Here is a 24,854-nt window from a genome sequence, read left to right on the forward strand (position 1 = left end):
CTTGAATATGTCGCATGGCCTAGCGCAGCGTAGTTGTCTGTTGCTAGGTTTACTATTTTGCATCCCCTATTTTATAGAATAAGGGAAGCAGATAGTTAACTTTTTAGCTAGATGGATGTAAAGGACTTGATTCATCAGCTTCTTCTAGAGAGGGTATGTCTCCTTGGTCTGGTTTCTCAGCCATTTGGGTCATTACCGTGGACTGGTTATGGGGCTTTATTAGCCGATAGTTGTCTTGCCTATTCCATGTTTCACTGGGCCATTCTTCATCAACAGGCGCGGTATCTAATGAAACGATTGGGTAATTGTCTTCGCTAAGCTGGTTAAAGGTTTCACCGCTATCACAGCTTGGAAATACTTCTTTTCCAAAGGTAATATATCGCATGGTTCGTAGAATAGATGAGCTCATTTTGCCCAGTTCTTCCCAGTTATATAAGGGGATGTTCGGTAGCTTGAATTGTCCCTCAGATAAATGCCACATCAGATATTGGCCTATCCAATCTCTAATATAAGGGAAGGCCGCGAAAGCCGTGGCGCATTCGAGTATACGCAATTTTCCATCTATACCCACTGCCACATCACAAGCCCAATATTCAGCGTTAGCCGCCTTTGATACCTTAACGGCTAAATCTAATACCGCTTTGGGAACATCTTGGTAGTCCATGCTGCCACCTTGGCTAGTATTGGTTAACCAATCGCCTTCCGGTGGTCTACGCCAAAAGGCACAAACTGGTTTATGGCCAATTAACATCACTCTAATATCCGCGCTCATTGGCACAAAGTCTTGCAAGTAGACTGGGTAATACTTTTTCTGTTCTAACAACTGGGTTGCTTGTTGGTAGCTATCAACTTTATGTACAAAATAGCCGCCATAATTAGACGGTCCGTAAGATTTTTTAATGATTTTTGGATAGGTGGTTGCTTGTAAGAAAGCATCCGCGTCTTTGGGTTCATAAAAAATGTTAGTAGGGGGGATTGGGATCTGGTACTTTTCGCAAAAGTGAGTCACATTTTCTTTAGACTTGTTGCTAAATTGGGTATCAAGAGAGGGGATAAATCTTACCTCGGGTAGAGCCCGAGCAATTTCTCGAAAGGTTTCATAGGCTGTAGCGGGGATATTACCCACTAATACCTCAATATTCTTTTGTTTTACTTCTTCGATGAATCGTTGTTTGTCATTGCCCCAGTGATATACCACTGTTTCAATTTTATTTGGCCATCCTTTGAAGTTCGACTTATCAAAAAATCGCAAGACGTGATCAAGGTAAAGTAAACCTAACTTAGGCAGTTTGCTGTTGCTCATATATGCTGTCTTCTATTCGGTCTAATAAGGGGAGAGGCTGTGCTTTGGTGAACACGGTACGCTCTATTAATTCAACAATGGCGTTGATTTTTTTCGGGTTAAAATCAATACCTAACTTTTCTTGTTCTGGTGTGGCGAAGGCGGGGATGCCGTTAACCTCTAGCACCACGTACTCTTCGGCATCAAGATCATAGAGTAGATCTACGCCGGCCACTTCCAAGCCGGTTACTTTGGCCGCTTGTATTGCCAGTTCTATCACATCATCTGATGGGTGGCGTGTAATCACACTGCCGCCGCTGGTGATGTTTGTTTTCCAGCTGTCGGTAGGGGCTTTTCTGCCATAGCAACCGATATACTGACCATCGACAATGTCTACTCGATAGTCAGATTTATCATAATTAATGTACTTCTCTAGATAGAAATGCGGAACATCTAAACGATTTAAGAAGGGGACTAATACGTCTAAAGAGCGCTCATCTTCTATTTTTACAATGCCAGTGCCACCCCAACCGTCAGTAGGTTTGTAGACAACTCGGCCGTCCCATTCTCTTACTGTTTCACGTAAACCTGAAATATCATCTCGGTTAAACAGTCGATAATCGGGGCTGCGGATCCCCGCCTGGTTAAGTGCATAAGCGGTTAGAAACTTGTCCTCACAAAGTGAGAAGGCTTCATAGTTATTAATCGTTGGCACTAGCTTGTTTATCGCTTGGTATAAGTACAATTGATAAGGTGTTTGTTCACCAGCATTATAAGAAAAAAATAAATCGAGCTGTTCCATGGCTATGCCGTTACAAATGATCTCTCCATTTTTTGCTGATGCGTGGGCTAAATCTAAGCCGGTAATGACACTAATGCCTCGTTTGGCTAGCTTGCTAATTATTTGGTTTTGAATATCTTCGCCGCCACTATTTTGGTACATCCACATCCCTATAGTAGGGCCACTATTAGCTATTAGCGTTCTATTCATACACACCCCTTAAGACCAAAATATTTCGTAGTTACAAGGCTTAACCCCTTTTAAACCTTGTATCTAAAACAGCAATATTAGTGCCATCAGATGTCGTTAGTATTTCACTGGTTCACTTTTTGCACCGCCACTGTGTTGTTCGGTGGCAATAATCACTTGCAGCATAATGTGTTTGTAGGGAGTGGAACTCGCTGCTGTGCTACCTCATAAGGGGTATTGACTAAGTTTGAAAGCATTGAATAGAGATAAGGGTTACTGCGCTATGGTTAACTTTACCCAGCTAAAAAGCATCATTGATTTAAACTCATATACCAAAAATAAACAGGGTGTGGACCAAAATGGTGCAATGTTCCGTTCTTGGATGGAGCAGTTAGGCTACTGCACCGAAGTATTTGTCCGGGAAAATATTGGTAATCACTTACATTTTCGTAGTGCATATAATCCCAAATTACCAAGGGTATTGCTGCTTGGTCATTTAGACACCGTATTTCCACCAAAGACCTTTGAAGGCTTTCGTGAAGATGCCGAGTGGGTTTATGGACCTGGTGTTTGCGATATGAAAGGAGGCAATATTGTCGCATTGGAAGCCTTAAAAGCGGTGAAACAAACACGTGGGACCATCGCAAACATTGATATGTTATTAGTGAGTGATGAAGAAAGTGGCAGTGATGACAGCAAGTACTTAAGTGCCGAATTAGCCAAAGAGTATGATATCTGTTTAGTGTTTGAAGCCGCTGGGCCAGACCATGAAGTCGTGATAGAGCGCAAAGGCGTGGGCACTTTTACCATTTCATTAGAAGGTAAAGCCGCGCATGCCGGTAATCACTATGCCCAAGGATGTAACGCGAATTTAGCGGCTGCCCATATGATTATAGCGTTGACTGAGCTCACTGATCTAACGCAGGGCAGCACCGTAAATGCGGGAAAATTTTCAGGTGGCATCGGTGCCAACACGATTTCCCCTAAAGCCTCGATAGTGGTTGAAGTTCGCTATACCCAAACAAAAGAAAGAGATCGCTTGTTAACCGCACTCAAAGAGATTGTAGCTACACCTAAAGTGCGCGGGGTGAGCGCTGAGCTTGAAGGAGGCATTCAACGAGACGTTATGCAGGCATCCGCTAAACAAGCTGCATTGCTGTCAAGCATTGCTGAGATCTTGGATTATCCACTAAAGACTGAAAAACGAGGAGGGGTGAGTGATGCCAACATAGTGTCTTCGGTGGGGGTGGCAACCTTAGATGGCTTTGGTCCTTTTGGCGACGGTGACCATACGATACATGAGCGAGCGAATAAACAGAGTTTTGTAAGGCGCATCGGCGAAGTTACCCAAATACTCTTAGCCTTTAATGCTGAAGTATCAGCTTAAGGTTTTTATAAAAACGGCAAGTCTTAGCTTGCCGTTTTAACGGGACTAAACTGTCTGACGTTGATGTAAGCGCACATTAAGCATACGTAGGGTAGCTTGAATGCCGGCAAATACTTGGTTGGAGTTAATCCCGCGAGTGTGGAATTGTTTGCCTTCATCACGCCATTGAATGACACATTCGGTTAAGGCATTGGCTTGCCCACCGGGTGGAATTCTCACTTCGTAGTCAATCAATTCTGGCAAAGAGAGATCAGCGTCTGATAAGGGATAAGCTAGGGCTTTCATAAACGCATCGAAGCCCCCGTTTCCATGACCGGAGCTTTTGTAAACTTCATCACCAATACGCAGACGAATGTTAGCCGAAGATTCTAAATCTAAGCCACTGGTTATTGAACAGTTTAGCATTTCAATGTGGGCAAAGTCGTTGCTTTCCATAATGTCGGCAATAATAAAGGGGAGATCCTCTTGGGTAATCGTGGCCTTTTGGTCGCCTAATTGAACGATTTTTTTCAATAATTTTTGCTGATTTTCAGCAGACAGCTCTATCTCCATGGCTTCAAGGTTTTTTAATACCGACGCTTTACCAGCCAATTTACCTAAAGCATAACTGCGCTCACGGCCAAAGCGTTCTGGGCTAAGCTCGGTGATATATAGGCCACCTTTTTGATCACCGTCGGCGTGAATTCCCGCTGTTTGGGTAAATACATCGGCGCCCACAATCGGCGTGTTGGCCGCTAAGCGTTTACCAGAAAAGCTCTCTACTAATTTGGCGATATTGTGAATTTCTTTCTCATCAATATTTAACTTAAAGCCAAGTTTATCTTTTAGCACTACCGAGACTTCGGCTAAGGAAGCGTTACCGGCACGCTCGCCTAAACAGTTCATGGTGCAGTGCAAAGCGGCTACGCCAGCTTGGGCGGCTGCCATACTATTGGCTGTCGCTAAGCCGTAATCATTATGTGGATGAAAGTTAAACTGAATACCTGGAAAACGAGCTATCATGTCGCTTAAGCTATCGAACACTTCTTTTGGTGCCATCACACCGAGGGTATCGGGTAGCATGAAGTGCTGTATGCCTAAGTCTTTTAACGCTGCTACTAGCTGATAGACATAATCGGGGCTATTGGCGTAACCGTTTGACCAATCTTCAAGGTAGACATTTACGTTTAAACCTTGTTTTTTCGCGTAAGTGACCGTTTGTTTAATATCGACAATGTGTTGCTCAAGGGTTTTGTTGAGCTGGTTAGTGCAATGGTTTAAGCTGCCTTTAGTGAGTAAGTTAATCACTTTAGCGCCAGATTGTACGATCCAGTCAACACTTTTAGTGTTATCAACAAAACCAAGAATTTCAATTTGATTTAAGTGGCCCGCATCTTTAGCCCAAGCGGTGAGTTGTTGCACGGCGGCTTTTTCACCGTCGGAAACACGTGCAGAAGCGACTTCAATACGATCGACTTTTAACAACTGAAGAAGGGCTTTGCCGATGGCTACTTTTTCTTGGGGGAAATAAGACACACCTTGAGTTTGCTCGCCGTCGCGAAGGGTAGTGTCCATGAGTTGTATTGAGCGGTTCTGCTCCATAAACCATGTCTCGCAGTAATGAAAATTGCTAAAAAATAGACGCAGCCTAAGCTGCGTCTAAATTACAACTAGGCGCTTGGCCACAACCAAGGTAGTTGTTGTTTGTGTTTTGCTTCAAATTCAGTAATTTTATCTTCGAATTTTAAAGTCCAACCGATGTCATCAAGACCCTTTGACAAGGTCTCTTTACGGAAGGGGTCAACATCAAACGCAATCTCTTTACCGGCAGGGGTTTTAATCACTTGATTCTCTAGATCGATAGTAATTGAAATTCCCGGTGCAGCTTCTACTTCATCCATTAATGCTTGCAGTGTTTCGGCATCAACTTTAATTGGCAATATGCCATTTTTAAAGCAGTTGCTAAAGAAAATGTCAGCGTAACTAGTTGAAATGATGGTATTAAAACCATAGTCGGCAATTGACCAAGGTGCGTGCTCACGTGAGCTACCACAACCAAAGTTATCACCAGCGATTAGGATTTTTGCGCCTTTAAACTCAGGGCGGTTTAACTCAAATTCTGGATTGTCAGAACCGTCTTCTAGGTAACGCCAATCGTGGAATAAGTGGATACCAAAACCGGTGCGCTCAACCTTTTTCAAGAATTGCTTTGCAATAATTTGGTCGGTATCAACGTTGCTGCGGTTCATTACCGCGGCAATAGAATCGTGTTTATCATATGGTTGCATATCTAACTCCAAAAATTTAACTCACATCGATTAACTCAATGTGTTTACATTATTTCCAAGTACGTAAATCGACGAACTTACCTTCTACGGCAGCTGCTGCGGCCATGGCTGGTGAAACAAGGTGGGTACGACCCCCTTTGCCTTGTCGTCCTTCGAAGTTTCGGTTTGAAGTAGAAGCACAACGTTGCTCAGGCTGAAGGTAATCACCATTCATAGCTAAACACATTGAACAACCTGGCTCACGCCATTCCCAACCCGCATCAATGAAGATTTTATCTAAACCTTCTTTCTCGGCTTGTTCTTTTACTGGGTAAGACCCTGGTACGGCAATAGCTTGTACGCCTTGGGCAACCTTTTTGCCTTTGGTCATTTCAGCGGCTGCACGGAAGTCTTCGATGCGACCATTAGTACAAGAGCCTACGAATACCACATCAACTGAGAAATCTGTCATTTTCTTGCCAGCTTCTAGGCCCATGTAGTTAAGGGCGCTTTTAGCGGCGAGTGACTTGATAGAGTCTTCGATTTGAGCTGGATCTGGAATGGCTTGATCCACTGGAAGTACTTGCTCAGGCGAAGTGCCCCAAGTGATTTGCGGAGCGATGTCAGCGGCAGCTAATTCTACTACTGCGTCGTACTCTGCGCCTTCATCGGTGGTTAGTGATTCCCAGTAAGCAACTGCTTGTTCCCAGTGCTCGCCTTTTGGCGCAAATTCTTTACCTGCTAAGAAATCATAGGTTTTTTGATCTGGAGCGATAAGGCCAGCACGTGCGCCGCCTTCAATAGCCATGTTACACACGGTCATACGACCTTCCATGCTAAGGGCTTCAATAGCGCTACCGGCAAATTCAATAACGTACCCAGTACCACCAGCAGTACCAATTTTACCAATAATGGCTAACACTATGTCTTTGGCGGTAGCAAATGACGACAGTTCGCCATCTACTTTAACTAACATGGTTTTTGACTTTTGCTGCTGGATAGTCTGAGTAGCCATAATGTGCTCTACTTCAGAAGTACCGATACCGAAGGCTAGGGCACCAAAAGCACCATGGGTAGCTGTATGGCTATCACCACAACACACTACCATACCTGGGTGAACGAAGCCGTGCTCTGGTACGACGATGTGAATAACGCCGTTGTTGACACTGCTCATGTCGTAAAGATTAATACTGTTATCGGCACAGTTTTGCGCCATAACTTCAATTTGTTTCTTGCCGATTGGATCTGGCAAGTTGATGCGGTCGGCAGCTTTGGTTGGCACACAGTGGTCCATTGTTGCCAGAATGCTATGGGGGTTGCGAACCGGGCGATTAGCAATGCGCAAGCCTTCAAATGCTTGCGGGCTAGTTACTTCGTGCATGAGGTGACGATCAACAAAAAGGATAGATGCGCTACCTTTTGGTTCGTGGACTACATGCGCGTCCCAGATCTTTTCGTACATTGTTTTTTTCATTGCTTCCTTTACACCCTGTCTGTTGCTCTCTACTCGCGCTGTTTCTATTTCTTTGTCAAGATTTAAGCGACTACTATCGTAAACTGTTTCTTTTATTTGTTTGCACATTACGGTTTCTGAACCAACACTAAGCACTCAAATAACCACAATTAAGACCCAACATCATAAAACAACATCTTAGGTCCAGCAAGGGGCACGAGGGAATCAGTGTCGATATGATGGCGAACTTGTTGTTTTGCCAAATGAAAGCGCTGTCAGTCATAAAATTAACAAATAATCATGCTTTGTTAGTGAAAACTTCAGTAGCTTTTGTTTTCATCAATTCAATTAGTTGAACGAGGGGTTTACTCGCGGTTTGCGATGTACAAATTCCATGGAGGTTGAATGAAAGGTTTTAAACTAGGTTTATTGAGTGCGGCGCTAGTTATGGCGGGTGGTTCGGCGGGTGTGTCGGCAGCGATGATCAAAACCCCTTTGTACATGAATTATGCTGAAAGCGGCGTAAATGTTGAACAACGTTTAAAGTTTGCAGGTAAGAGTCGCTATAAAATCACGGTTCCTTTAGAGAAACGTATCTACAACATCCAAATCTCAGATGAAGGGCAACAATGTGGTTTACGCTATGGCCCTGTAGACGAAAGCAAGCTTCGCTTCTCAAAAGCGCAAGGCCTTGATGATTGTGCTAAAGACAAGTTTTTTGAGTTGAATATTCGGTTTGCGGGTGATTATGAGTTAATTTTGGATAACTCTGACGCCGACAAACCTACGTTACAAGTATCCCGTAAGGCGCAAGCTTCGACGTTTAAACGTAAACCACCAGCGGTTGAGTGTATCGCTTGGGATGGAAAGCCAGTAACTGTTGATGTGAGCTCTACCTTTAAAGATGGCCAAACCGTTAAAGACTTCTATTCAGGCCAAACTCAAAAAGTACTTAACGGCCAAGTCAGTATGCAACCAGACCCAGCCAGCGGTGGCGTGTTGTTGCTTGAAGCCGCCGACGCTAAAGCCAGTGAGTTTTCTTGGGATAACGCTAGCGTTTATTTCATCATGACTGATCGCTTTAATAACGGCGATACCAGTAATGATTTTCCGTTAAACCGTAAAGCAGATGGCAAGCAAGAAACCGGAACTTTCCAAGGTGGAGACTTTAGCGGTATTACAGCCAAGCTAGATTACATTAAAGATCTTGGCATGAACGCTATATGGGTAACCCCTATAGTAGAGCAGATTCATGGCTTTATTGGTGGTGGTGAAAAGGGCAGCTTTCCGTTTTATGGCTACCATGGGTATTGGGCATTAGACTTTACTAAGATTGATCCTAATTTGGGTAGTGAAGAAGATTTTGGCCGATTTGTAGATGAAGCGCACAAGCGTGGAATACGCGTATTGGTCGATGTAGTGGTAAACCATGTGGGTTATCCAACCATGGATGACATGCAAACGTTTGGTATTAACGCTATGGCGCCTGGTGCCCCAGTGCCCAAAAAATGGACTGATTGGCAACCCGATTTTGATAAAGGCCATAACTGGCATCGTTATAACAACTTCATTCGCTGGAGCTCGAGCGAGTGGGTAGAAAATTGGTGGGGCCCTGATTGGGTGCGCAGTGGTATGGCTGGATACACTCCTCCTGGCGGCGACGATATCACCATGAATTTAGCGGGCTTACCAGACCTATTAACAGAAAGTACTAAGCATGTTGGTTTGCCGCCAATCTTGAAAAACAAGAAAGATACTAAAGCGGTAGAGCGTGAAGGTTATACAGTTTTAGATTATTTGGTTGAGTGGCATACCAACTGGGTTCGAGATTACGGTATTGATGGCTTTAGGGCTGACACAGTAAAACACGTAGAAGCCGAAGTGTGGGCGCAGCTAAAAGACACTGCTACTGAAGCCTTGGCAGAATGGAAGAAGAATAATCCTGAAAAAGCCTTAGATGACAAGCCATTTTGGATGGTAGGCGAAGTATGGCACCACGGAGCTTATCGAGACTTCTACTTTGACAATGGCATGGATAGCTTAATCAACTTTGAGTACGCGGGTGACAGTGCAGCACTGAAAGGCTCACAATGCTTAGCGCAAAACGAAAATATGTACGCTACTTATGCGAAAGACATTAATAGTGACCCTACTTTCAATTTGTTAACTTACATTAGCTCACACGATACTAAGTTGTTCTACTCGAACTACGAAGATATTCCGCTACAAGCGGGTGCGGGTACCGCCTTGTTGATGATGCCGGGTGGTGTGCAGTTGTATTATGGCGATGAAAGCGCAAGGCCTCGTGGCCCTCAAACCGACGCTTTCGATTCGCCGACCCGTTCTTTTATGAACTGGGCGCAAATAGAAAAAGAAGCGGATCGCCAAGCCTTGGTTAAACACTGGCAAAAAGTAGGTCAGTTCCGCGACCGTCACGTAGCGATTGGCGCAGGTGAGCATAATAAGATTAGTGACCAACCTTACGCCTTTAGCCGCGTTAAAGGCGACGATAAAGTGGTCGTCGTATTCGCAGGTAATAAACAATAACAGCAAATAGTAAACGGTAATAGCAAAGCGACGCCTTGGTAAAACAAGCGTCGCTTTTTTTGTGTTTGGTTGTTAGTAAGACTAAGGCCAACGGGTTCGTGTCGACTAAATTTCGATCTGGGCGACCCCATAGATGTAGCGACGAACAGGGCATCATTAGACGGGGGATAGGGGTACTTGTGGCTCACTATAAGCCGGGGTGGACCGGCCAAACCGAGGGTAAATAAACGATCGGTTTTCTTAAAGGCCGTTGATTTTGCTAAATTAAGCCGTTTCTCAGTAGGTCAATAACCACCAACGCGATGACTAACCATAGGCCATATTTAATGCGTTGGTATTCTCTGGCAGTGAGGTCGTTAACAGGTTTAAAAAAAACCAAGAAAGGTCGCAGCCACTCTTGGTGGCGTTGAGAGTGCCAATATATTGCTTGCAAGAAACACGCTGTTGAAAGCGCAACTAGAACAACTTCTAGTCCTAAAATAAGCTTGTTCATTAGCACCTTAACCGCTTAAGCCATGTGCTCTAGGTACATAACCGTTAACTCTACCCGAGATTTAGCGTTAAGTTTTCTGAGTAAACTTTTTACGTGAACCTTGACAGTACCTTCGGTTATTTTGAGGCTAGATGCCACTTCTCGATTACTCGCTCCTTTAGCTATCTCATTGAGTGTTTGCAGTTCTCGTTTGGTTACGGTAGCCAATTTGTCTGCAAATTCATCATTCTCGTGCAAGCAATTTAAGTAAGGGAGTAATTCGTCGCTAAGGACTTGTTGCCCTGCTGCGGCTTTCTTCAGCTGTTCATGAAGTTGTTCTGGCTCCATATCTTTTAGCAAGTAGCCATCGGCGCCAGCATTAATCAATTTAATCACATCTTGTTTTGCATCGGACACGGTTAAAATAATGATGGTAGATGATATTTGCTTTTCCCGTAATAGCTTTAGTGTGTCTAAGCCAGACAGGCCTTTCATATTGAGGTCTAACAATATTACATCAGGCTCTAATTCGTTACATAACTCGACTGCTTGAGCGCCACTTCCTGCTTCAGCGATTACATTGAAGTCAGGTTCAATACTTAAAAATTGTACGATCCCTTTACGCATAAGAGGGTGGTCGTCGACAACAAGAATGCTAATAGTATTGCTCATAGTTCGGTAGTTCCTTGTTTACTGAGAAGCGGGAAACTTAGTTTAACGGAAACTCCGCCACTTAAAGATTGATCGAAATTAATTTGACCGTTTAAACGTTGAGCTCGTTCTTGCATTATCTGCAGCCCGTAATGGTCATTAACTTGTTTTAGTTTATTTCCTCGTAGTCCATCATCAGAGACTTCTAAGGTTATTTGTTCAGTATCACCAATACAAGTGACTGAAATTGTATCACAATCAGCATGTTTGAGAGCGTTAATGATAGCTTCTCTAACGATTTGGATAATATGGATTTGTTTATCTGCTTCCACCATGTCATTACTCAGATCACTGGATAATACAATGGTTTGGGGGTGCTGATTGTTAAGCTCTTTCACTAATACTTTTAGAGATTCGGTAAGTAAGGCATTCTTAATGGTCAATCTGAAAGTGGACAGTAGCTCTCGTAGCTGAGCGTAAGCCGCGCCAAGTACATTTTTTATTTCTTCGCTGATGATCCAGCTTTGCTCGACATCTGCAGGGTGGTTTTTAAGTTGCCTCTGTAACAAGCTGGTTTGTATTTTTAAATAAGATAGAGTCTGAGCGAGTGAATCATGCAACTCACGCGCGATAGTGGCACGTTCTTCCATTAACAATAATTTTTGTTTTTGCAGTAAGCTCTGTTCAAATCTTAAAACTTTGGTCACGGTTCGACTGTAGCTATTTACAATAGCTTGTTGGCTATGGGCAATAGCGGGTAACTGTAAATACCCGTAATGTTCGTTTTCAAGTCTCAACTCTCTAGGCGATACCAAGCTTTCATTCGTTTCACCAATTTCTATGCTTATATCCAATTTTTCTAAGTAAAGCTTCGCATCACTAACCGCTAAGGTTTCGCATAGTAATTTTAACGATCGCTCTAGATGCTGTTGGTTTAAGTCGCTGTTAAACAACTCTTGTTCTAGTTGGTATAAGAAGTTTAGGTCGCGATTTGCGTGCCTCAATTCTTTGGTTTTATCTTTTACTTGGTTTTCTAGGTTCTGGTAAGAACGTTCTAAGTCTTTAGACATAGAAATGATGGCTTTAGACAAAGTTTCCATTTCGATACTGTCATAACGGGTTGCTAAATCTAACTTAAAATCACCGTTTTGCACTTGCTTAGCTGCTTCAACTAGCTTGTATATAGGCTTGGAGATATTTCTTCGCATATACCACAAGGTATAAATAGCAATAATGGTGATAATTGCGAAGGCGATGAGCTGTAGCAAGGTTAAAGAGAACACTTTTTGTTCAGAGCTATATTGCGTTTGGGCTACAAAATCGTCGATAAGGTCGACAAAAGCGACGATTTCTAAATCAAAAGCGGCTACATCGCGAGAGCTTACCACTGGCTTCAATTGTTTCCATCTGTCTTGTACGGCTTGATAATGTTGCAAAATCGTATCGTCTTGTTTGGCAACTTTTTTCAACGAAGGGCTGTTTAGAGAGTTTTCAAATTGGCTGATCTTTGGCTTAATATCGGTAGCGCCTATATTTAAAGCGTGCGCCATACGGTAGCTTTGCATGCGCAGTGAGCCGGCAACGTTGATTGCTTCGGCATCTTTTAAACTGTTTACCAAAGTGGTTAATGAACTTACCGCTACCAATGCAAATAAAAACATCATCAGGCTAAGTAAGCGAATAATCGCTATGCCAATAGAGCGTTTGCCAAAAAAACGTTTCAAGCTGAAATCCTTGTATTTATGAGAGATTAGCTAGCAGTATCAAGATTTATAATTGTATCTTGAACACAAAGCACTTAACAAATCCGGTTTTATTGCATAGCATTAAACCTATCACCGAAGTCTAAAATGACCTAAGTCAGAATGATATGGCGTTTAGACCCTTAGCAATAGACTAAGCAGGGTAGAGTTCAGAAATGGCTTTGCCTCCCGCATTTGGAAAGGTTGATTTATGTTATCGGATTCGTTTGACCGAAAGTTTTTCTATTTGCGTCTTTCTCTGACTGACGTCTGTAACTTTAAGTGTGATTATTGTCTGCCCGACGGTTATCACTGTGAAACACCCCATGCCAATTTGTCTCTATCAGAGATCGAACTACTCGCTCGTTGCTTTGCGAAGTTAGGTACCAATAAAATCCGTTTAACCGGAGGCGAACCTAGTTTGCGCAAAGACCTCGTTGAGGTAATGCAAATTTGCTCTCAAACCGAAGGTATTAAGCAACTCGCCATGACCACTAATGGTTTTAAATTGGCCAGTCATGCCAAGCGATGGAAAGAAGCAGGCTTAAGCCATGTGAATGTTAGTGTTGACAGTTTAGACCCTCGCCAGTTTGAGTTGATAACTGGGACTAAGACCTTTAGTAAAGTAATGCGAGGAGTAGACGAAGCCTTAAATCAAGGGTTTGAAGCGGTTAAGCTTAATGCCGTTCTTATTAAACACATGGCTGAAACGAATTTTATAAAGTATCTCGAGTGGATTAAACACCGCCCCGTAGAGGTTCGTTTTATTGAATTGATGCAAATGGGTGATCACCCAGAGTATTTTGAACAGCACCATATAGCAGGGGATGGCTTCAAAACTCTCTTGCTACGACAGGGGTGGGAGCAGCAAATTAGAGCTCACAATGCCGGCCCTGCTCAAGTTTTTCATCACCCCGATTACGCCGGTAAAATTGGTTTAATCATGCCATACTCTAACGATTTTTGTGCCAGCTGCAATCGCTTAAGAATTTCATCACTTGGAAAATTACACCTTTGTTTATTTGGTGAAGAGGGCGTCGACTTACGAGATTTATTGTCAAATAGCGCCCAGCAAGATCAGTTAATGCAACGAATTGAAACCGCCTTGCAAACCAAAAAAGTGAGTCATTTCCTTCACGACGGCAACACCGGCGCTACTCCCCACCTCGCTTCTATCGGCGGCTAAGTTTAAGTGCGTGATAGAAATCACGCACTATACTTGATCTAAGTCAATCATTCACACAAACACCTCTTTAGAGGTATGTTATTGAATGTTAATAACTTCTACGCTTATTCCAATAGAAACCTAAGGGGTTTTGTCGTTTGGGTAAAGCCCAGTTTGGAAAGGAACGAGGATGTCGGTAGATCTGTCTAAACGGCGTATGTTTGGAAGCAGTCCAACGGCTCACAATAAACAACATCACTCTTTGCCTTGGTTAATCGAAGCAATCGACAAGGGCTGTAGCCAATGTGGAGAATGCTCAAAAGCGTGCCCAGAGAAGATTATTGTCAAAGGAAGTGGTGGTTTTCCTACCATTGATTTTACAAAAGGTGAATGTACGTTTTGTTACCAGTGTGCCGAATCTTGCCCTGAATCTTTGTTTCATCTTGAAGAACACCCCGCTTGGACTAATTCAGTCGTGGTTAATGGCGCTAACTGCTTAGCTCAAAATGGCGTTTATTGTCGTACTTGCAGTGATAGCTGTGATCAACGAGCGATATCGATTAAACCATTGTTAGCCGGAAAAGCTGAGGTCAATATCGACTCGGTAGAATGTAATAGTTGTGGTGCTTGTATTTCTGTATGCCCCAGCAATGCCATTGAAATTAAGGAAGTTGGATGAACGACGAGTACCACATTAGTAGCGCAGTGGTGATGTGTCAGCCTGACCGAATCACTGAAGTTATCGACCAAATAAGCAGTTTAGCTGGATTAGAGGTACATGGTTTTAACCCCGAGGGAAAAATTGTTGTCTCTATCGAAAGTGAAATGCGCAACAACATCGTAACGACCCTAGAAGATATCGGAAAGTTGGAAGCGGTGCTAAGCAGTAATTTAGTATTCCACCAATTTGAATCAGCCAATGAGGACGCATCATGAAATGGACACGCCGACAATTTGTTAAAGCGAATGCGGTCAGTGCCGCCGCCACCGTGGCCGGTATCACTATACCGGCCAGTGCGACAAATCTAATTACCACTTCTGAAGAAACAAAAGTGACCTGGGATAAGGCCGCCTGTCGATTTTGTGGTACTGGTTGTAGTGTGTTAGTCGGCTCGCAAAATGGCAAAGTAGTCGCTACCCAAGGTGACCCTGAATCGCCGGTAAACAAAGGTTTAAACTGTATTAAAGGTTACTTCCTTTCTAAAATTATGTACGGAAAAGACCGCTTAACTACGCCTTTATTGCGTATGAAAGACGGTAAATTTGACAAAAATGGCGAGTTTGCTCCGGTTTCTTGGGACCAAGCTTTCGATATTATGGCTGAAAAATGGAAACAGGCGCTTGCTGATAAAGGGCCAACCTCTGTCGGTATGTTTGGTTCAGGCCAGTGGACTGTTTGGGAGGGTTACGCTGCCGCCAAGTTACATAAAGCGGGGTTCTTAACCAATAACCTCGATCCTAATGCACGCCATTGTATGGCTTCAGCAGTAGGGGGCTTTATGCGTACCTTCGGGATCGATGAGCCGATGGGTTGTTACGATGATCTTGAAGCGGCTGATTCGTTTGTGCTTTGGGGCTCGAATATGGCCGAAATGCATCCGATTCTATGGTCACGATTAACCGATCGTCGTTTATCTGCTCCTCACGTTAAAGTTCATGTCTTATCTACCTTTGAACATCGTAGTTTTGAGTTGGCGGATAACGGGATGGTATTTACCCCGCAAACAGATTTAGCCATTCTCAACTATATCGCCCATTACATAATTGAGAATGACAAAGTTAACTGGGATTTTGTTAACAAACATACTCATTTTAAACGCGGTGAAACGGATATCGGTTATGGTTTACGCCCAGAACATCCCTTGCAGAAAGCCGCTGCGAACCCCGATTCTGGAAAAATGACCGATATGAGTTTCGATGAATATCGCGAGTTCCTAAAAGACTACAATCTAGACGCGGTGGTTAAACTGTCAGGCGTACCAGCAGAAAAACTCGAAGCGTTAGCAAAAGATTACGCCGATCCCAATGTCAAAGTGACGTCGTTCTGGACTATGGGCTTTAACCAGCATACCCGTGGCGTTTGGGCAAACTGTTCTTGTTACAATATTCATTTGTTAACGGGCAAAATTTCCGAGCCGGGTAATAGCCCGTTCTCGTTAACAGGGCAACCATCGGCCTGTGGCACTGCACGCGAAGTGGGAACATTCTCGCATCGTTTACCTGCCGATATGGTGGTGAATAACCCCAAACATAGAAAAATTGCAGAAGATATTTGGCAGCTTCCCGAAGGTGCTATTCCGCCCAAACCTGGCTACCACGCCGTATTACAAAATCGGATGCTGAAAGACGGTAAACTTAACGCATATTGGGTCATGTGTAACAACAATATGCAGGCCGCACCCAATATTAATGAGGAAGGTTTACCCGGTTACCGAAATCCTGAAAACTTTATTGTGGTCTCTGACCCGTACCCCACGGTGACAGCTCAAGCCGCGGATTTGATTTTGCCAACCGCCATGTGGGTTGAAAAAGAAGGCGCTTATGGTAACGCTGAACGTCGTACTCAATTCTGGCATCAACAGGTGTCACCACCAGGTGACGCTAAATCTGATTTATGGCAGTTAGTTGAGTTTTCGAAACGCTTCACTGTAGAAGAAGTATGGCCAGCTGAGCTAATAGCTAAGAAGCCTGAGTATAAAGGTAAAACCCTCTATGATGTGCTTTACCGTAACGGTGTGGTGGATCAATATCCAGTCGAACAGGTTGATGCTAAGTTAAATGATGAATCAAAAGACTTTGGTTTTTACCTGCAAAAAGGGTTATTTGAAGAATACGCCTTGTTTGGCCGTGGCCATGCCCATGACTTAGCCCCATTTGATACCTACCACAAAGTGCGTGGACTACGTTGGCCCGTCGTGAATGGAGAAGAAACGCGGTGGCGTTTCCGTGAAGGCTCAGACCCTTATGTAAAACCAGGTCAAGAAGTACACTTTTATGGTAAGCCAGATGGTAAAGCGTTCATTATTGCTACGCCTTTTGAGCCTGCTGCAGAGTCTCCAGATGAAGAGTTTGATTTGTGGCTAAGCACGGGGCGTGTTTTGGAGCATTGGCACTCTGGGTCGATGACACGACGTGTACCGGAACTCTATCGAGCCTTTCCTGATGCAGTGTTATTTATTCATCCAGAGGATGCAAAGCAACGTGGATTTAAACGAGGTGATGAAGTACTCATTCAATCACGCCGCGGTGAAGTTAAATCACGTATTGAAACTCGCGGCCGAAACCGTCCGCCAAAAGGCCTTGTATTTATGCCTTGGTTCGATGCCAAGCAGCTAACCAATAAGCTCACTTTAGATGCCACAGACCCTCTCTCAAAAGAGACTGACTTTAAAAAGTGTGCCGTGAAGTTAGTGAAGGTTTAACGCAATTGAGAAGTATTGAGAGCCCCTCGCTGTTAATACTTCGTTAGAAAAGTTTGCCAAGGTGGCGGAGAGAGTATTATGAAAATGCGAGTATTAATGTCCGGCTTTATAACCAGCCTTCTGCTTTGCGGAGCCGTTGTAGCCAATGATTACGTAAGTAATGGTGGGGTCGCCTCATTAAGAGGTGATACTGAGTTAAATACTCAGAAACAGGCCGCCAATCTAAAACATGTCGTAGAACAGGATAAACCTTACGAAAGTGACTATGTGTTTCAACCACCGTTGATACCGCATCAAATACGTCACTATGAAATGAGTTTAAACGCCAATAAATGTTTGTCTTGTCATAGTTGGAAGAATGCTCGCGAAAGTGGAGCAACTAAGATCAGTGTGACTCACTATGAAGCTCGAGATGGTCAAGTGTTAGCGGATGTGTCTCCTCGTCGTTATTTCTGTTTACAGTGCCATGTGCCTCAAAATGAAGCCGCGCCGTTGATAGAAAATGATTACCAACGTGTTGAGTCATTACGCTAAATACAAGTTTAACCAGAGGCTAAATTATGAAGTTACTAAAAGCATTTTGGCGAAAACTCAGTACACCCAGCAAAGCTGCTGTGGGTGTAGTGTTAGCGCTCGGTTTTACCGGTGGTATTCTATTTTGGGGTGCCTTTAACACGGGAATGGAAGCCACTAATACCGAGGCTTTTTGTTCAGGTTGTCATGCGCCGATTGTTGCTGAAATTCAAGAAACTATTCACTACTCTAACCGTTCAGGAGTGCGGGCTATCTGTTCCGATTGCCATGTACCACATAATTGGACCGATAAAATTGTTCGTAAGGTACAAGCCAGTAAAGAGTTGATAGCCTTTGCTATGGGAACAATTAGCACCCAAGAGAAATTTGAGGAACGGCGCGGTTACTTAGCTGGCAGAGAATGGCATCGTATGAAAGAAAATGATTCACAGGAATGTCGTAACTGTCATGAGTTTGAATTTATGGACTTTTCTGAACAACGCCCCCGAAGCGTGGCGCAACACTCAGACGCTTTAGCTAGCGGAGAGAAAACCTGTGTAGATTGCCATAAAGGAATTGCACACCGCTTACCCGATATGAGTGGCGTTGAAGGTTGGCAGTAAATTAAGGAAAACACATGAGTACTTTAGAATCAGTTTTTTGGCATGTGTTAGGTTATGCCGCTATGCCGACTATTTTTGTGATGGGTTTTGTTGGAGTTGCGGTTATTTCTCTAGCTATTCTATCTAAATGGGATAAAGACCAATAACTTAGGCTTGATTAAGCCTTTTCATCCTAACACTTAGTAGGCATTATTGGCCTACTAAGTGTTTTTACTTTTTAGAGCATGCAAAAAAAAATTCATACAATCATTCATGGGGTGGTGTTAGCCGGCGGACAATCTCGCCGTATGGGCACCGACAAAGCAATGCTCTCATTAAAGGGCAAAACCCTATTGGCGACGAAAGTGAATCAACTTGAAGCGGTACTGGCTAGTCCCTGTTATGTTAGTGGTTATTATCCAGCGTTTCGCTGCATCGCGGATAAAGGGGAGTCACATGGTCCTCTATCCGGTATATTAAGTTGTTTAGAAACCTTAGAGGGCGATGCCTGTTTGATTGTACCGGTTGATATGCCTTTGCTAAGTAATCAGGTTATCGACTGTTTAGTTCAGCACTACACTGACCAACCAGCTAACTATTCTTGTTTGAATAGCGTTTTCCCTTTAGTCGTTCAAGCGAACGCTAGTAATATTCAATTACTGAAAGATGTTCTTGATTATTCAGAGCAAAAACAGCGGTCAATTAAAGCATTTTTGTCACTTATTCAAGCAACTGCCGTAGATTTACCCCAAGCTATGCAAGCTTCTTTGATAAACACCAATACACCCGAGCAATGGCAGTTCGTTGTAAATTCACTTGGAGAAAATTCATGAGCCATTTGGCGAATAATACTCAAACATTCCTAAATATTGCCGTACTGACGGTTTCAGATACTCGAGATGAACAAACAGATACCTCTGGACAGTACTTAGTCAGTGCATTGCAACAGGCTGGGCACAACTTAGCCGATAAGCAAATTGTAATCGATGACGTGTATAAAATAAGAGCTGTGTTGAGTCAATGGATCGCAGACCCTGAAGTGGATTGCGTTATTTCGACCGGCGGTACAGGGTTTACAGCAAGAGATAATACGCCTGAAGCGGTGAGTGTGTTATTTGATAAAGACATTGAAGGCTTTGGCGAATTGTTTCGTTATATCTCGTATACCGAAATAGGAACATCCACCGTTCAAAGTAGAGCCTTGGGTGGCTTTGCCAATAAAACCGTCATTTTTTGTGTACCCGGCTCAACCAATGCGTGTAAAACAGCGTGGCAAAAAATACTGTTAGAGCAACTGAATAGCACTCACAAGCCCTGTAACTTCGTACCGCACATAGGGCAAAAATAATGAGCGACTTTAGCCATATCAATGCATCAGGAGAAGCGATTATGGTCGATGTTTCTGATAAGTCAGAAACAAGCCGAATAGCCAAGGCTCAAGCTCTAGTTGAAATTAATCAACAAACAGTGGCTAGCTTAATCAGTGGCGAGCAACATAAAGGTGATGTATTTGCTTGTGCGCGTATCGCGGGTATCCAAGCGGCTAAAAAAACCTCAGAGTTAATTCCGCTTTGTCATCCTTTGATGCTGAGTAAAGTCACGGTTGAGTTGGACTTGAACGAAACTGCAGGACTTATCACCGTAATCAGTACAGCCAAATTAAAAGGGCAAACGGGCGTAGAAATGGAAGCACTTACGGCCGCCAGTGTTGCAGCTTTAACCATTTACGATATGTGTAAAGCGATCCAAAAAGATATTGTGATTAAAGATATTAAGCTTCTGGAGAAGCATGGTGGAAAATCAGGATCTTTTTGCGCCCAATAATTAAGGTGAGCTTATGTTAATCAAGGTACTATTTTTTGCTCGGCTAAAAGAACAGCTTGGCTGCTCAAGTATAAATATAGAGCTGGTAGAAGGCAGTAATACTGAAAATTTAACTGAACAGTTAATTAACACTGGCTCCGCTTGGTCGGTGTTAGCTGATGATTCCGTGCTTGTTGCGCTAAATCAACAACAGATAAATGATGTACAGCGACTTAAAAATGGTGATGAGGTCGCTTTTTTCCCCCCGGTGACAGGAGGCTAAATGATTCGTGTACAACAACAAGATTTTGATGTTGGCGAGGAGTATCAACGCTTAAGAAATCGAGCCAGTGCGGGAGCGATAGTGTTTTTTGTTGGTTTAGTCAGGGACATGAATTTGGGTGAACAAGTACAAGGCTTGCACCTAGAGCACTATCCTGGCATGACTGAATCACAATTAGCTCGGATTGTAGATCAAGCTCGAACGCGGTGGCCAATTCAAGATGCTAGTGTTGTGCATCGAGTGGGAGATTTAGATGTTAACGAGCAAATAGTATTTGTTGGGGTTAACAGTGCGCACCGTGAAGCATCTTTTGAAGCCTGCCACTTCATTATGGATTACTTAAAAACTCAGGCAACGTTTTGGAAAAAAGAACGTACTTCACAAGGCGATATTTGGTTAGATGCTAGAGAGTCTGATCTAAAAGCGAAGAACAAATGGTAAAACTGTTGGTTACTGTGTTACTCATGGTCATGGCTAACATCGTCAATGCAGCTCCGGTTACGATGGCGGTTGCTGCTAACTTCAAAGCCACGCTAGAATTGCTAGCGAAAGATTACCAAGCAGTAAATTCCAATTTTGTTTACCGCATTTCCAGTGCGTCTACTGGTGTACTGTATAATCAGGTGCTGCATGGCGCGCCCTTTGACTTGTTTTTTTCAGCAGATGAGCAGCGTGCCAAATTGCTGTTTACAAACCAATACGCATTAGCACAGAAACCATACGCTGTTGGTCAGTTAGTGTTTTGGGCCCCTAACTATACCAATGCTTACGGGCAGCCTGTAATGGGCGAACAATTATGGCGAGAGTGGCAATTTGGTGTTGCTTATGCCAATCCTAAACTGGCGCCGTACGGCTTAGCAGCAGATCAATTAGTGAAACAAAAAGGCCTAACCAGCAAGCTTATTCTCGCTAACAATGTCTCACAGGTTTATCAATTTATTGTAACCGGTAACGTAGCGGGCGGTTTTGTCGCTCGCTCAACGCACGCGTTGTTTGATGGTTCTTATTGGTTGGTGCCTACCCACTTTCATCAAAGGCTTGCTCAACATGTTGCATTGCTTGAAGATACTCCACAAGCTTTGGGCTTTTATCAATATTTATCGAGCGCTAAGGCGCAGACTATTATTACTGACAACGGATATTTATTACCTTAAGCAATGACCGAAGCAGAATTTCAAGCCATCCTATTATCGATTAAACTTGCTTCACTAAGCTGTTTAATATTGCTGCTGCTTGGTACGCCTTTAGCTTGGTGGCTAGCGAGAAGCGAATCTAAGTTAAAGCATATTGTGGAAGCGATTGTCGCGTTACCGATTGTGTTACCACCCACCGTCCTCGGTTTTTATCTACTTATTGGTTTCGCCCCAGATAGCATGCTAGGCCAATGGTGGCTGCAATTGACCGGCAATCAACTCGCGTTCAGTTTTTCAGGTTTGGTATTTGCTTCTTGTCTCTATTCCTTGCCATTTGTGGTTCAGCCCATACAAAGTGCATTCAAACAAATAGAACCTGGCGTATTAGATGCCGCTAAAGTGCTGAGAATGGCCAAGTGGAAGCAACTAGTCGCAGTAGAATTGCCCTTAGCTAAAAATGGGTTTTTGGTGGCAATGGTTTTAGGCTTCGCTCATACTTTAGGCGAATTTGGGGTGGTATTGATGATTGGCGGTAATATTCCTGGTGAAACCCAAGTTATTGCAATCGCCTTATTTGACCATGTAGAAAGCCTGAATTTTGCGGCTGCTCATCGTCTCGCTATTGTGTTGCTAGGTTTTTCGTTTGTTGCTTTGCTGATGACTTATTTTTTCTCTGCTAAAAGCAAGCGAGTAGGGAGCATCGGTGTTAAGTTTTAGCCTAGTTTACCGCAGAGAAGATTTTCTTTTAGAAACAAGTAAATTAGATTTACCCTCTTTAACTGGCGTTTTTGGCGCCTCTGGAGTGGGTAAAACAACCTTACTACGAATATTGTCTGGCTTAGAATCGCCATCTCGTGGTGAGATACAGTTTAATGGGCAAAGCTGGTTAAACGCTTCCTGTAATATCCCACCCCACCGTCGACCTATAGCCTTTGTGACTCAAGGCAGTCATCTATTTCCTCATTTAAGTGTTAAAGCGAATATAAAATTAGTACAACGCGTCAATAATGAAGAGCTGTTACAGCTTATCAATTTATTTGAATTAGTCCCTTTATTGGATAAAAAAGCGACTCAGTTATCGGGTGGACAAGCACAGAGGGTGGCGTTAGTGAGAGCGTTAGCTAGCCAACCCAAATTGTTGTTGCTAGACGAAGTATTCTCTGCACTGGATAGGAGCAGCGCGATAGCTTTACTCAAAGGTTTAAAAAGGTGGTTAACCGCTCGCCACATTGATTGCTTAATGATATCGCATAACCCGGAGGACTTAGTCTATTTCAGCGACAAAGTATTGCTGTTAACTGCGGACAAGCCCGTAGCACTGGGTGATAGTTTACAGATGATTAATCGATACAACGATCAGCAGCAACAGGCTTTAGTTATCAAGGTGGTTCAATCGGATAGAAAAGCCGATCGCGGCTGGCGATGGTTTAAGTTCGGACAACAATACCTACTCGCTGAGAGCGATCAGCTATTAGATCAAAGCTTTCATTTAGTTAGCTTTAAACCTAAAAATTTGGTGATTTCTAGTCACTTTGTAGAAAACTGCAGTGCGCAAAACCAGTGGCAAGCAAAGGTTGTGGGGCTTAGTCAACGAGCGAATGAATGTTTAATCGAAGTGGATTTAGAGGGGCTGGTATTTTCTGTACCTATCTCTCCAAGAGCCCAACAAACCTTATGCTTGGCTAAAGACCAAATGGTGTTTTTGCTGCATAAGGCTGTAAAATTACATAATCAGTTTTAACTAGGTCATTGGGTTGGCGAACATTTCGATATTCACTGGTTCGCCAGCACTCACTTTACCGCGGGTTTCTTCTAAAACAATAAAGCAATTGGCGTCGGTGAGACTGGTGAAAATGGCACTTCCTTGAGCACCCGTTGAGCGTACTTGGAGCTGACCTTGTTCATTGATACTGGCGTAACCCCGCTGGAAGTCGGTGCGCCCAGGAGACTTTTTAAAACTTTGTAAAGACGTAGCTTTTAGACTTAATGGTTCTTGGTAGTTCCAGTCACTGGCTTTTGCTATCACCAACATCGCAAGTTTGTAGAACGTAACGAAGGCTGACACTGGATTACCTGGTAAGCCGACGAAATAAGAATTTGCTAACTGTCCAAATGCGAAAGGTTTTCCAGGTTTAATGGCTAATTTCCAAAAACCAATATCGCCAATTTCATCCAGTACTAATTTAGTGTAATCAGCTTCGCCAACGGATACTCCGCCACTACAAATAACAATATCGGCCTGTTGATCAGCATTAATGAAAGCCTCGTTTACCTGCTGTTTATCATCGGGTATCACCCCTAAATCGATGATTTCTACAGGCAATTTATTTAGTAGCGCTCTTATTGCAAAGCGATTGCTATCGTATATCTGGCCGTGTTTAAGTGGCAGCCCTGGTTGGATTAGTTCATCCCCGCTAGAAAATATGGCAACTTTCAACAGGCTTTGAACAACAACATTTTTAATACCTAAGGTTGCAAGTAATCCAATATGGCTTGAATTTAGGCGTGTTCTCGCAGGGATAACGACCTGCCCTTGCTTGACATCTTCTCCAGCAAACCTAACGTTTTTCCCCTTGGTAATTGGCTGTTTAAAATGAACTAAGTTACCGACTGTTTCGGTGTTTTCTTGCATTTCGACCGCATCACAGTCCGTCGGCAAAGGGGCTCCTGTCATAATCCTTACACAATGACCGGCTTCTACACTAAGTTTGCGCGTATCGCCGGCAAATACTTTGTGGCTTAAAGGGAGTTGCTTATCTTCTGGTAATTGTTCAACGCAAATAGCGTATCCATCCATTGCGCTGTTATCAAATGGAGGAATATCTAATGGAGAAACAATATCTTCAGCCAAAATTCTGTCCAAGGCCTCATCTACACCAATTGTTTGTGGTGTTGTTTTGATGTTAACGCTGTTGGTAAGCGTTGATTTGGCTTGTTCTATTGGCATAAGGCCTGGCTGACTGCAGCAATCCATTGAGTGTGTTACCTCGGTGTTGTTGAGTGGTACTAATAGCGACACTTACTACATATAAGACTGAATTATCACATTTTTATTGAATATTATCAGTTACAAAATGCAATATTTACGACAGATGATTGCGTTTTATAGGTACGCTCAGACATCACATTTAGTCTGCAATATAAGCATAGCTTAGCCGTTTTATTGGTTTTAGCTTGAATTTA

Annotated in this window: 26 protein-coding genes and 1 riboswitch; of the genes, 17 read left to right on the forward strand and 9 right to left on the reverse strand. The window is 43.3% G+C overall.

Going from position 1 to position 24,854, the window contains the following annotated elements:
- Positions 1–103: 103 nt before the first annotated feature.
- Both M0C34_RS09085 and M0C34_RS09090 read right to left on the reverse strand, forming a co-directional pair.
- On the reverse strand, positions 104–1,303 hold the full coding sequence (locus M0C34_RS09085) for an ATP-grasp domain-containing protein (protein WP_248715308.1): 1,200 nt from the start codon (positions 1,301–1,303) through the stop codon (positions 104–106).
- Positions 1,281–2,273 carry an ATP-grasp domain-containing protein gene (locus M0C34_RS09090; RefSeq protein ID WP_248715309.1) on the reverse strand — a complete coding sequence of 331 codons (993 nt, stop codon included), beginning with the start codon at positions 2,271–2,273 and terminating at the stop codon, positions 1,281–1,283. The genes M0C34_RS09085 and M0C34_RS09090 overlap by 23 nt, the downstream gene beginning before the upstream one ends.
- Positions 2,274–2,535: 262 nt before the next feature.
- On the opposite strand from M0C34_RS09090, the gene M0C34_RS09095 reads away from it, so the two are divergent.
- A complete protein-coding gene (locus M0C34_RS09095) occupies positions 2,536–3,639 on the forward strand; it encodes a M20 family metallopeptidase (protein ID WP_248715310.1) in 1,104 nt (367 codons plus the stop codon).
- 45 nt (positions 3,640–3,684) lie between these two features.
- On the opposite strand, the gene M0C34_RS09100 is transcribed toward M0C34_RS09095, so the two are convergent.
- The 3 genes from M0C34_RS09100 to leuC form a co-directional block, all read right to left on the reverse strand.
- Entirely contained in the window at positions 3,685–5,193 is a 1,509-nt protein-coding gene (locus tag M0C34_RS09100; RefSeq protein ID WP_248715311.1) for an alpha-isopropylmalate synthase regulatory domain-containing protein, read from the reverse strand.
- A 95-nt stretch (positions 5,194–5,288) separates the two neighbouring features.
- Positions 5,289–5,906 (reverse strand): 3-isopropylmalate dehydratase small subunit, encoded by a 618-nt coding sequence (gene leuD / locus M0C34_RS09105; protein WP_248715312.1) that lies wholly within the window; start codon positions 5,904–5,906, stop codon positions 5,289–5,291.
- A gap of 49 nt (positions 5,907–5,955) precedes the next feature.
- A complete protein-coding gene (leuC, locus tag M0C34_RS09110) occupies positions 5,956–7,359 on the reverse strand; it encodes a 3-isopropylmalate dehydratase large subunit (RefSeq protein WP_248715313.1) in 1,404 nt (467 codons plus the stop codon).
- Between the two features lie 384 nt (positions 7,360–7,743).
- On the opposite strand from leuC, the gene M0C34_RS09115 reads away from it, so the two are divergent.
- Positions 7,744–9,885 carry an alpha-amylase gene (locus M0C34_RS09115; RefSeq protein ID WP_248715314.1) on the forward strand — a complete coding sequence of 714 codons (2,142 nt, stop codon included), beginning with the start codon at positions 7,744–7,746 and terminating at the stop codon, positions 9,883–9,885.
- Positions 9,886–10,144: 259 nt separating this feature from the next.
- On the opposite strand, the gene M0C34_RS09120 is transcribed toward M0C34_RS09115, so the two are convergent.
- The 3 genes from M0C34_RS09120 to M0C34_RS09130 are packed head-to-tail and all read right to left on the reverse strand — an operon-like array spanning position 10,145 to position 12,732.
- Positions 10,145–10,378: a hypothetical protein gene (locus M0C34_RS09120; protein WP_248715315.1), complete on the reverse strand. Its 234-nt coding sequence runs from the start codon at positions 10,376–10,378 to the stop codon at positions 10,145–10,147.
- 15 nt (positions 10,379–10,393) lie between these two features.
- Positions 10,394–11,029 carry a two-component system response regulator NarL gene (gene narL / locus M0C34_RS09125; RefSeq protein WP_248715316.1) on the reverse strand — a complete coding sequence of 212 codons (636 nt, stop codon included), beginning with the start codon at positions 11,027–11,029 and terminating at the stop codon, positions 10,394–10,396.
- Entirely contained in the window at positions 11,026–12,732 is a 1,707-nt protein-coding gene (locus M0C34_RS09130; RefSeq protein WP_248715317.1) for a type IV pili methyl-accepting chemotaxis transducer N-terminal domain-containing protein, read from the reverse strand. The genes narL and M0C34_RS09130 overlap by 4 nt, the downstream gene beginning before the upstream one ends.
- A gap of 100 nt (positions 12,733–12,832) precedes the next feature.
- Positions 12,833–12,973, forward strand: a riboswitch (molybdenum cofactor riboswitch).
- Here M0C34_RS09130 and moaA point away from each other — a divergent pair.
- From moaA to M0C34_RS09205, 15 genes are all read left to right on the forward strand, one after another.
- Positions 12,962–13,936: a GTP 3',8-cyclase MoaA gene (moaA, locus tag M0C34_RS09135; protein WP_248715318.1), complete on the forward strand. Its 975-nt coding sequence runs from the start codon at positions 12,962–12,964 to the stop codon at positions 13,934–13,936. (Overlaps the previous riboswitch by 12 nt.)
- 169 nt (positions 13,937–14,105) lie before the next feature.
- Complete coding sequence (locus tag M0C34_RS09140) at positions 14,106–14,594, forward strand: ferredoxin-type protein NapF (RefSeq protein ID WP_248715319.1); 489 nt, start codon at positions 14,106–14,108, stop codon at positions 14,592–14,594.
- Complete coding sequence (locus tag M0C34_RS09145) at positions 14,591–14,851, forward strand: chaperone NapD (protein ID WP_248715320.1); 261 nt, start codon at positions 14,591–14,593, stop codon at positions 14,849–14,851. Before M0C34_RS09140 ends, M0C34_RS09145 begins: the two co-directional genes overlap by 4 nt.
- Positions 14,848–17,337, forward strand: coding sequence for a nitrate reductase catalytic subunit NapA (gene napA / locus M0C34_RS09150; protein ID WP_248715321.1), 2,490 nt, complete (start codon positions 14,848–14,850; stop codon positions 17,335–17,337). The genes M0C34_RS09145 and napA overlap by 4 nt, the downstream gene beginning before the upstream one ends.
- Before the next feature lie 84 nt (positions 17,338–17,421).
- Positions 17,422–17,871: a nitrate reductase cytochrome c-type subunit gene (locus M0C34_RS09155; RefSeq protein WP_248715619.1), complete on the forward strand. Its 450-nt coding sequence runs from the start codon at positions 17,422–17,424 to the stop codon at positions 17,869–17,871.
- A gap of 26 nt (positions 17,872–17,897) precedes the next feature.
- Positions 17,898–18,473, forward strand: coding sequence for a NapC/NirT family cytochrome c (locus tag M0C34_RS09160; protein WP_248715322.1), 576 nt, complete (start codon positions 17,898–17,900; stop codon positions 18,471–18,473).
- 14 nt (positions 18,474–18,487) lie between these two features.
- Positions 18,488–18,619: a TIGR02808 family protein gene (locus M0C34_RS09165; RefSeq protein WP_248715323.1), complete on the forward strand. Its 132-nt coding sequence runs from the start codon at positions 18,488–18,490 to the stop codon at positions 18,617–18,619.
- Positions 18,620–18,697: 78 nt separating this feature from the next.
- Positions 18,698–19,285 carry a molybdenum cofactor guanylyltransferase gene (locus M0C34_RS09170; protein ID WP_248715324.1) on the forward strand — a complete coding sequence of 196 codons (588 nt, stop codon included), beginning with the start codon at positions 18,698–18,700 and terminating at the stop codon, positions 19,283–19,285.
- Positions 19,282–19,800, forward strand: coding sequence for a molybdenum cofactor biosynthesis protein B (moaB, locus tag M0C34_RS09175; protein ID WP_248715325.1), 519 nt, complete (start codon positions 19,282–19,284; stop codon positions 19,798–19,800). The genes M0C34_RS09170 and moaB overlap by 4 nt, the downstream gene beginning before the upstream one ends.
- Positions 19,797–20,276, forward strand: coding sequence for a cyclic pyranopterin monophosphate synthase MoaC (gene moaC, locus M0C34_RS09180; protein WP_248715620.1), 480 nt, complete (start codon positions 19,797–19,799; stop codon positions 20,274–20,276). The genes moaB and moaC overlap by 4 nt, the downstream gene beginning before the upstream one ends.
- Before the next feature lie 13 nt (positions 20,277–20,289).
- Complete coding sequence (moaD, locus tag M0C34_RS09185) at positions 20,290–20,538, forward strand: molybdopterin converting factor subunit 1 (RefSeq protein ID WP_248715326.1); 249 nt, start codon at positions 20,290–20,292, stop codon at positions 20,536–20,538.
- The gene (gene moaE / locus M0C34_RS09190) at positions 20,539–20,979 is read left to right on the forward strand and encodes a molybdopterin synthase catalytic subunit MoaE (protein ID WP_248715327.1); all 441 of its coding nucleotides are present in this window, start codon (positions 20,539–20,541) and stop codon (positions 20,977–20,979) included.
- Positions 20,973–21,692, forward strand: coding sequence for a molybdate ABC transporter substrate-binding protein (modA, locus tag M0C34_RS09195; protein ID WP_248715328.1), 720 nt, complete (start codon positions 20,973–20,975; stop codon positions 21,690–21,692). Before moaE ends, modA begins: the two co-directional genes overlap by 7 nt.
- A 3-nt stretch (positions 21,693–21,695) precedes the next feature.
- Entirely contained in the window at positions 21,696–22,388 is a 693-nt protein-coding gene (gene modB, locus M0C34_RS09200) for a molybdate ABC transporter permease subunit (RefSeq protein ID WP_248715329.1), read from the forward strand.
- Entirely contained in the window at positions 22,375–23,412 is a 1,038-nt protein-coding gene (locus M0C34_RS09205) for an ATP-binding cassette domain-containing protein (protein WP_248715330.1), read from the forward strand. Before modB ends, M0C34_RS09205 begins: the two co-directional genes overlap by 14 nt.
- Here M0C34_RS09205 and moeA read toward each other — a convergent pair whose 3' ends face one another.
- The gene (gene moeA, locus M0C34_RS09210) at positions 23,413–24,645 is read right to left on the reverse strand and encodes a molybdopterin molybdotransferase MoeA (protein ID WP_248715331.1); all 1,233 of its coding nucleotides are present in this window, start codon (positions 24,643–24,645) and stop codon (positions 23,413–23,415) included.
- Positions 24,646–24,854 lie beyond the last annotated feature (209 nt).

Source organism: Agarivorans sp. TSD2052 (assembly GCF_023238625.1).
Taxonomy (GTDB): domain Bacteria; phylum Pseudomonadota; class Gammaproteobacteria; order Enterobacterales; family Celerinatantimonadaceae; genus Agarivorans.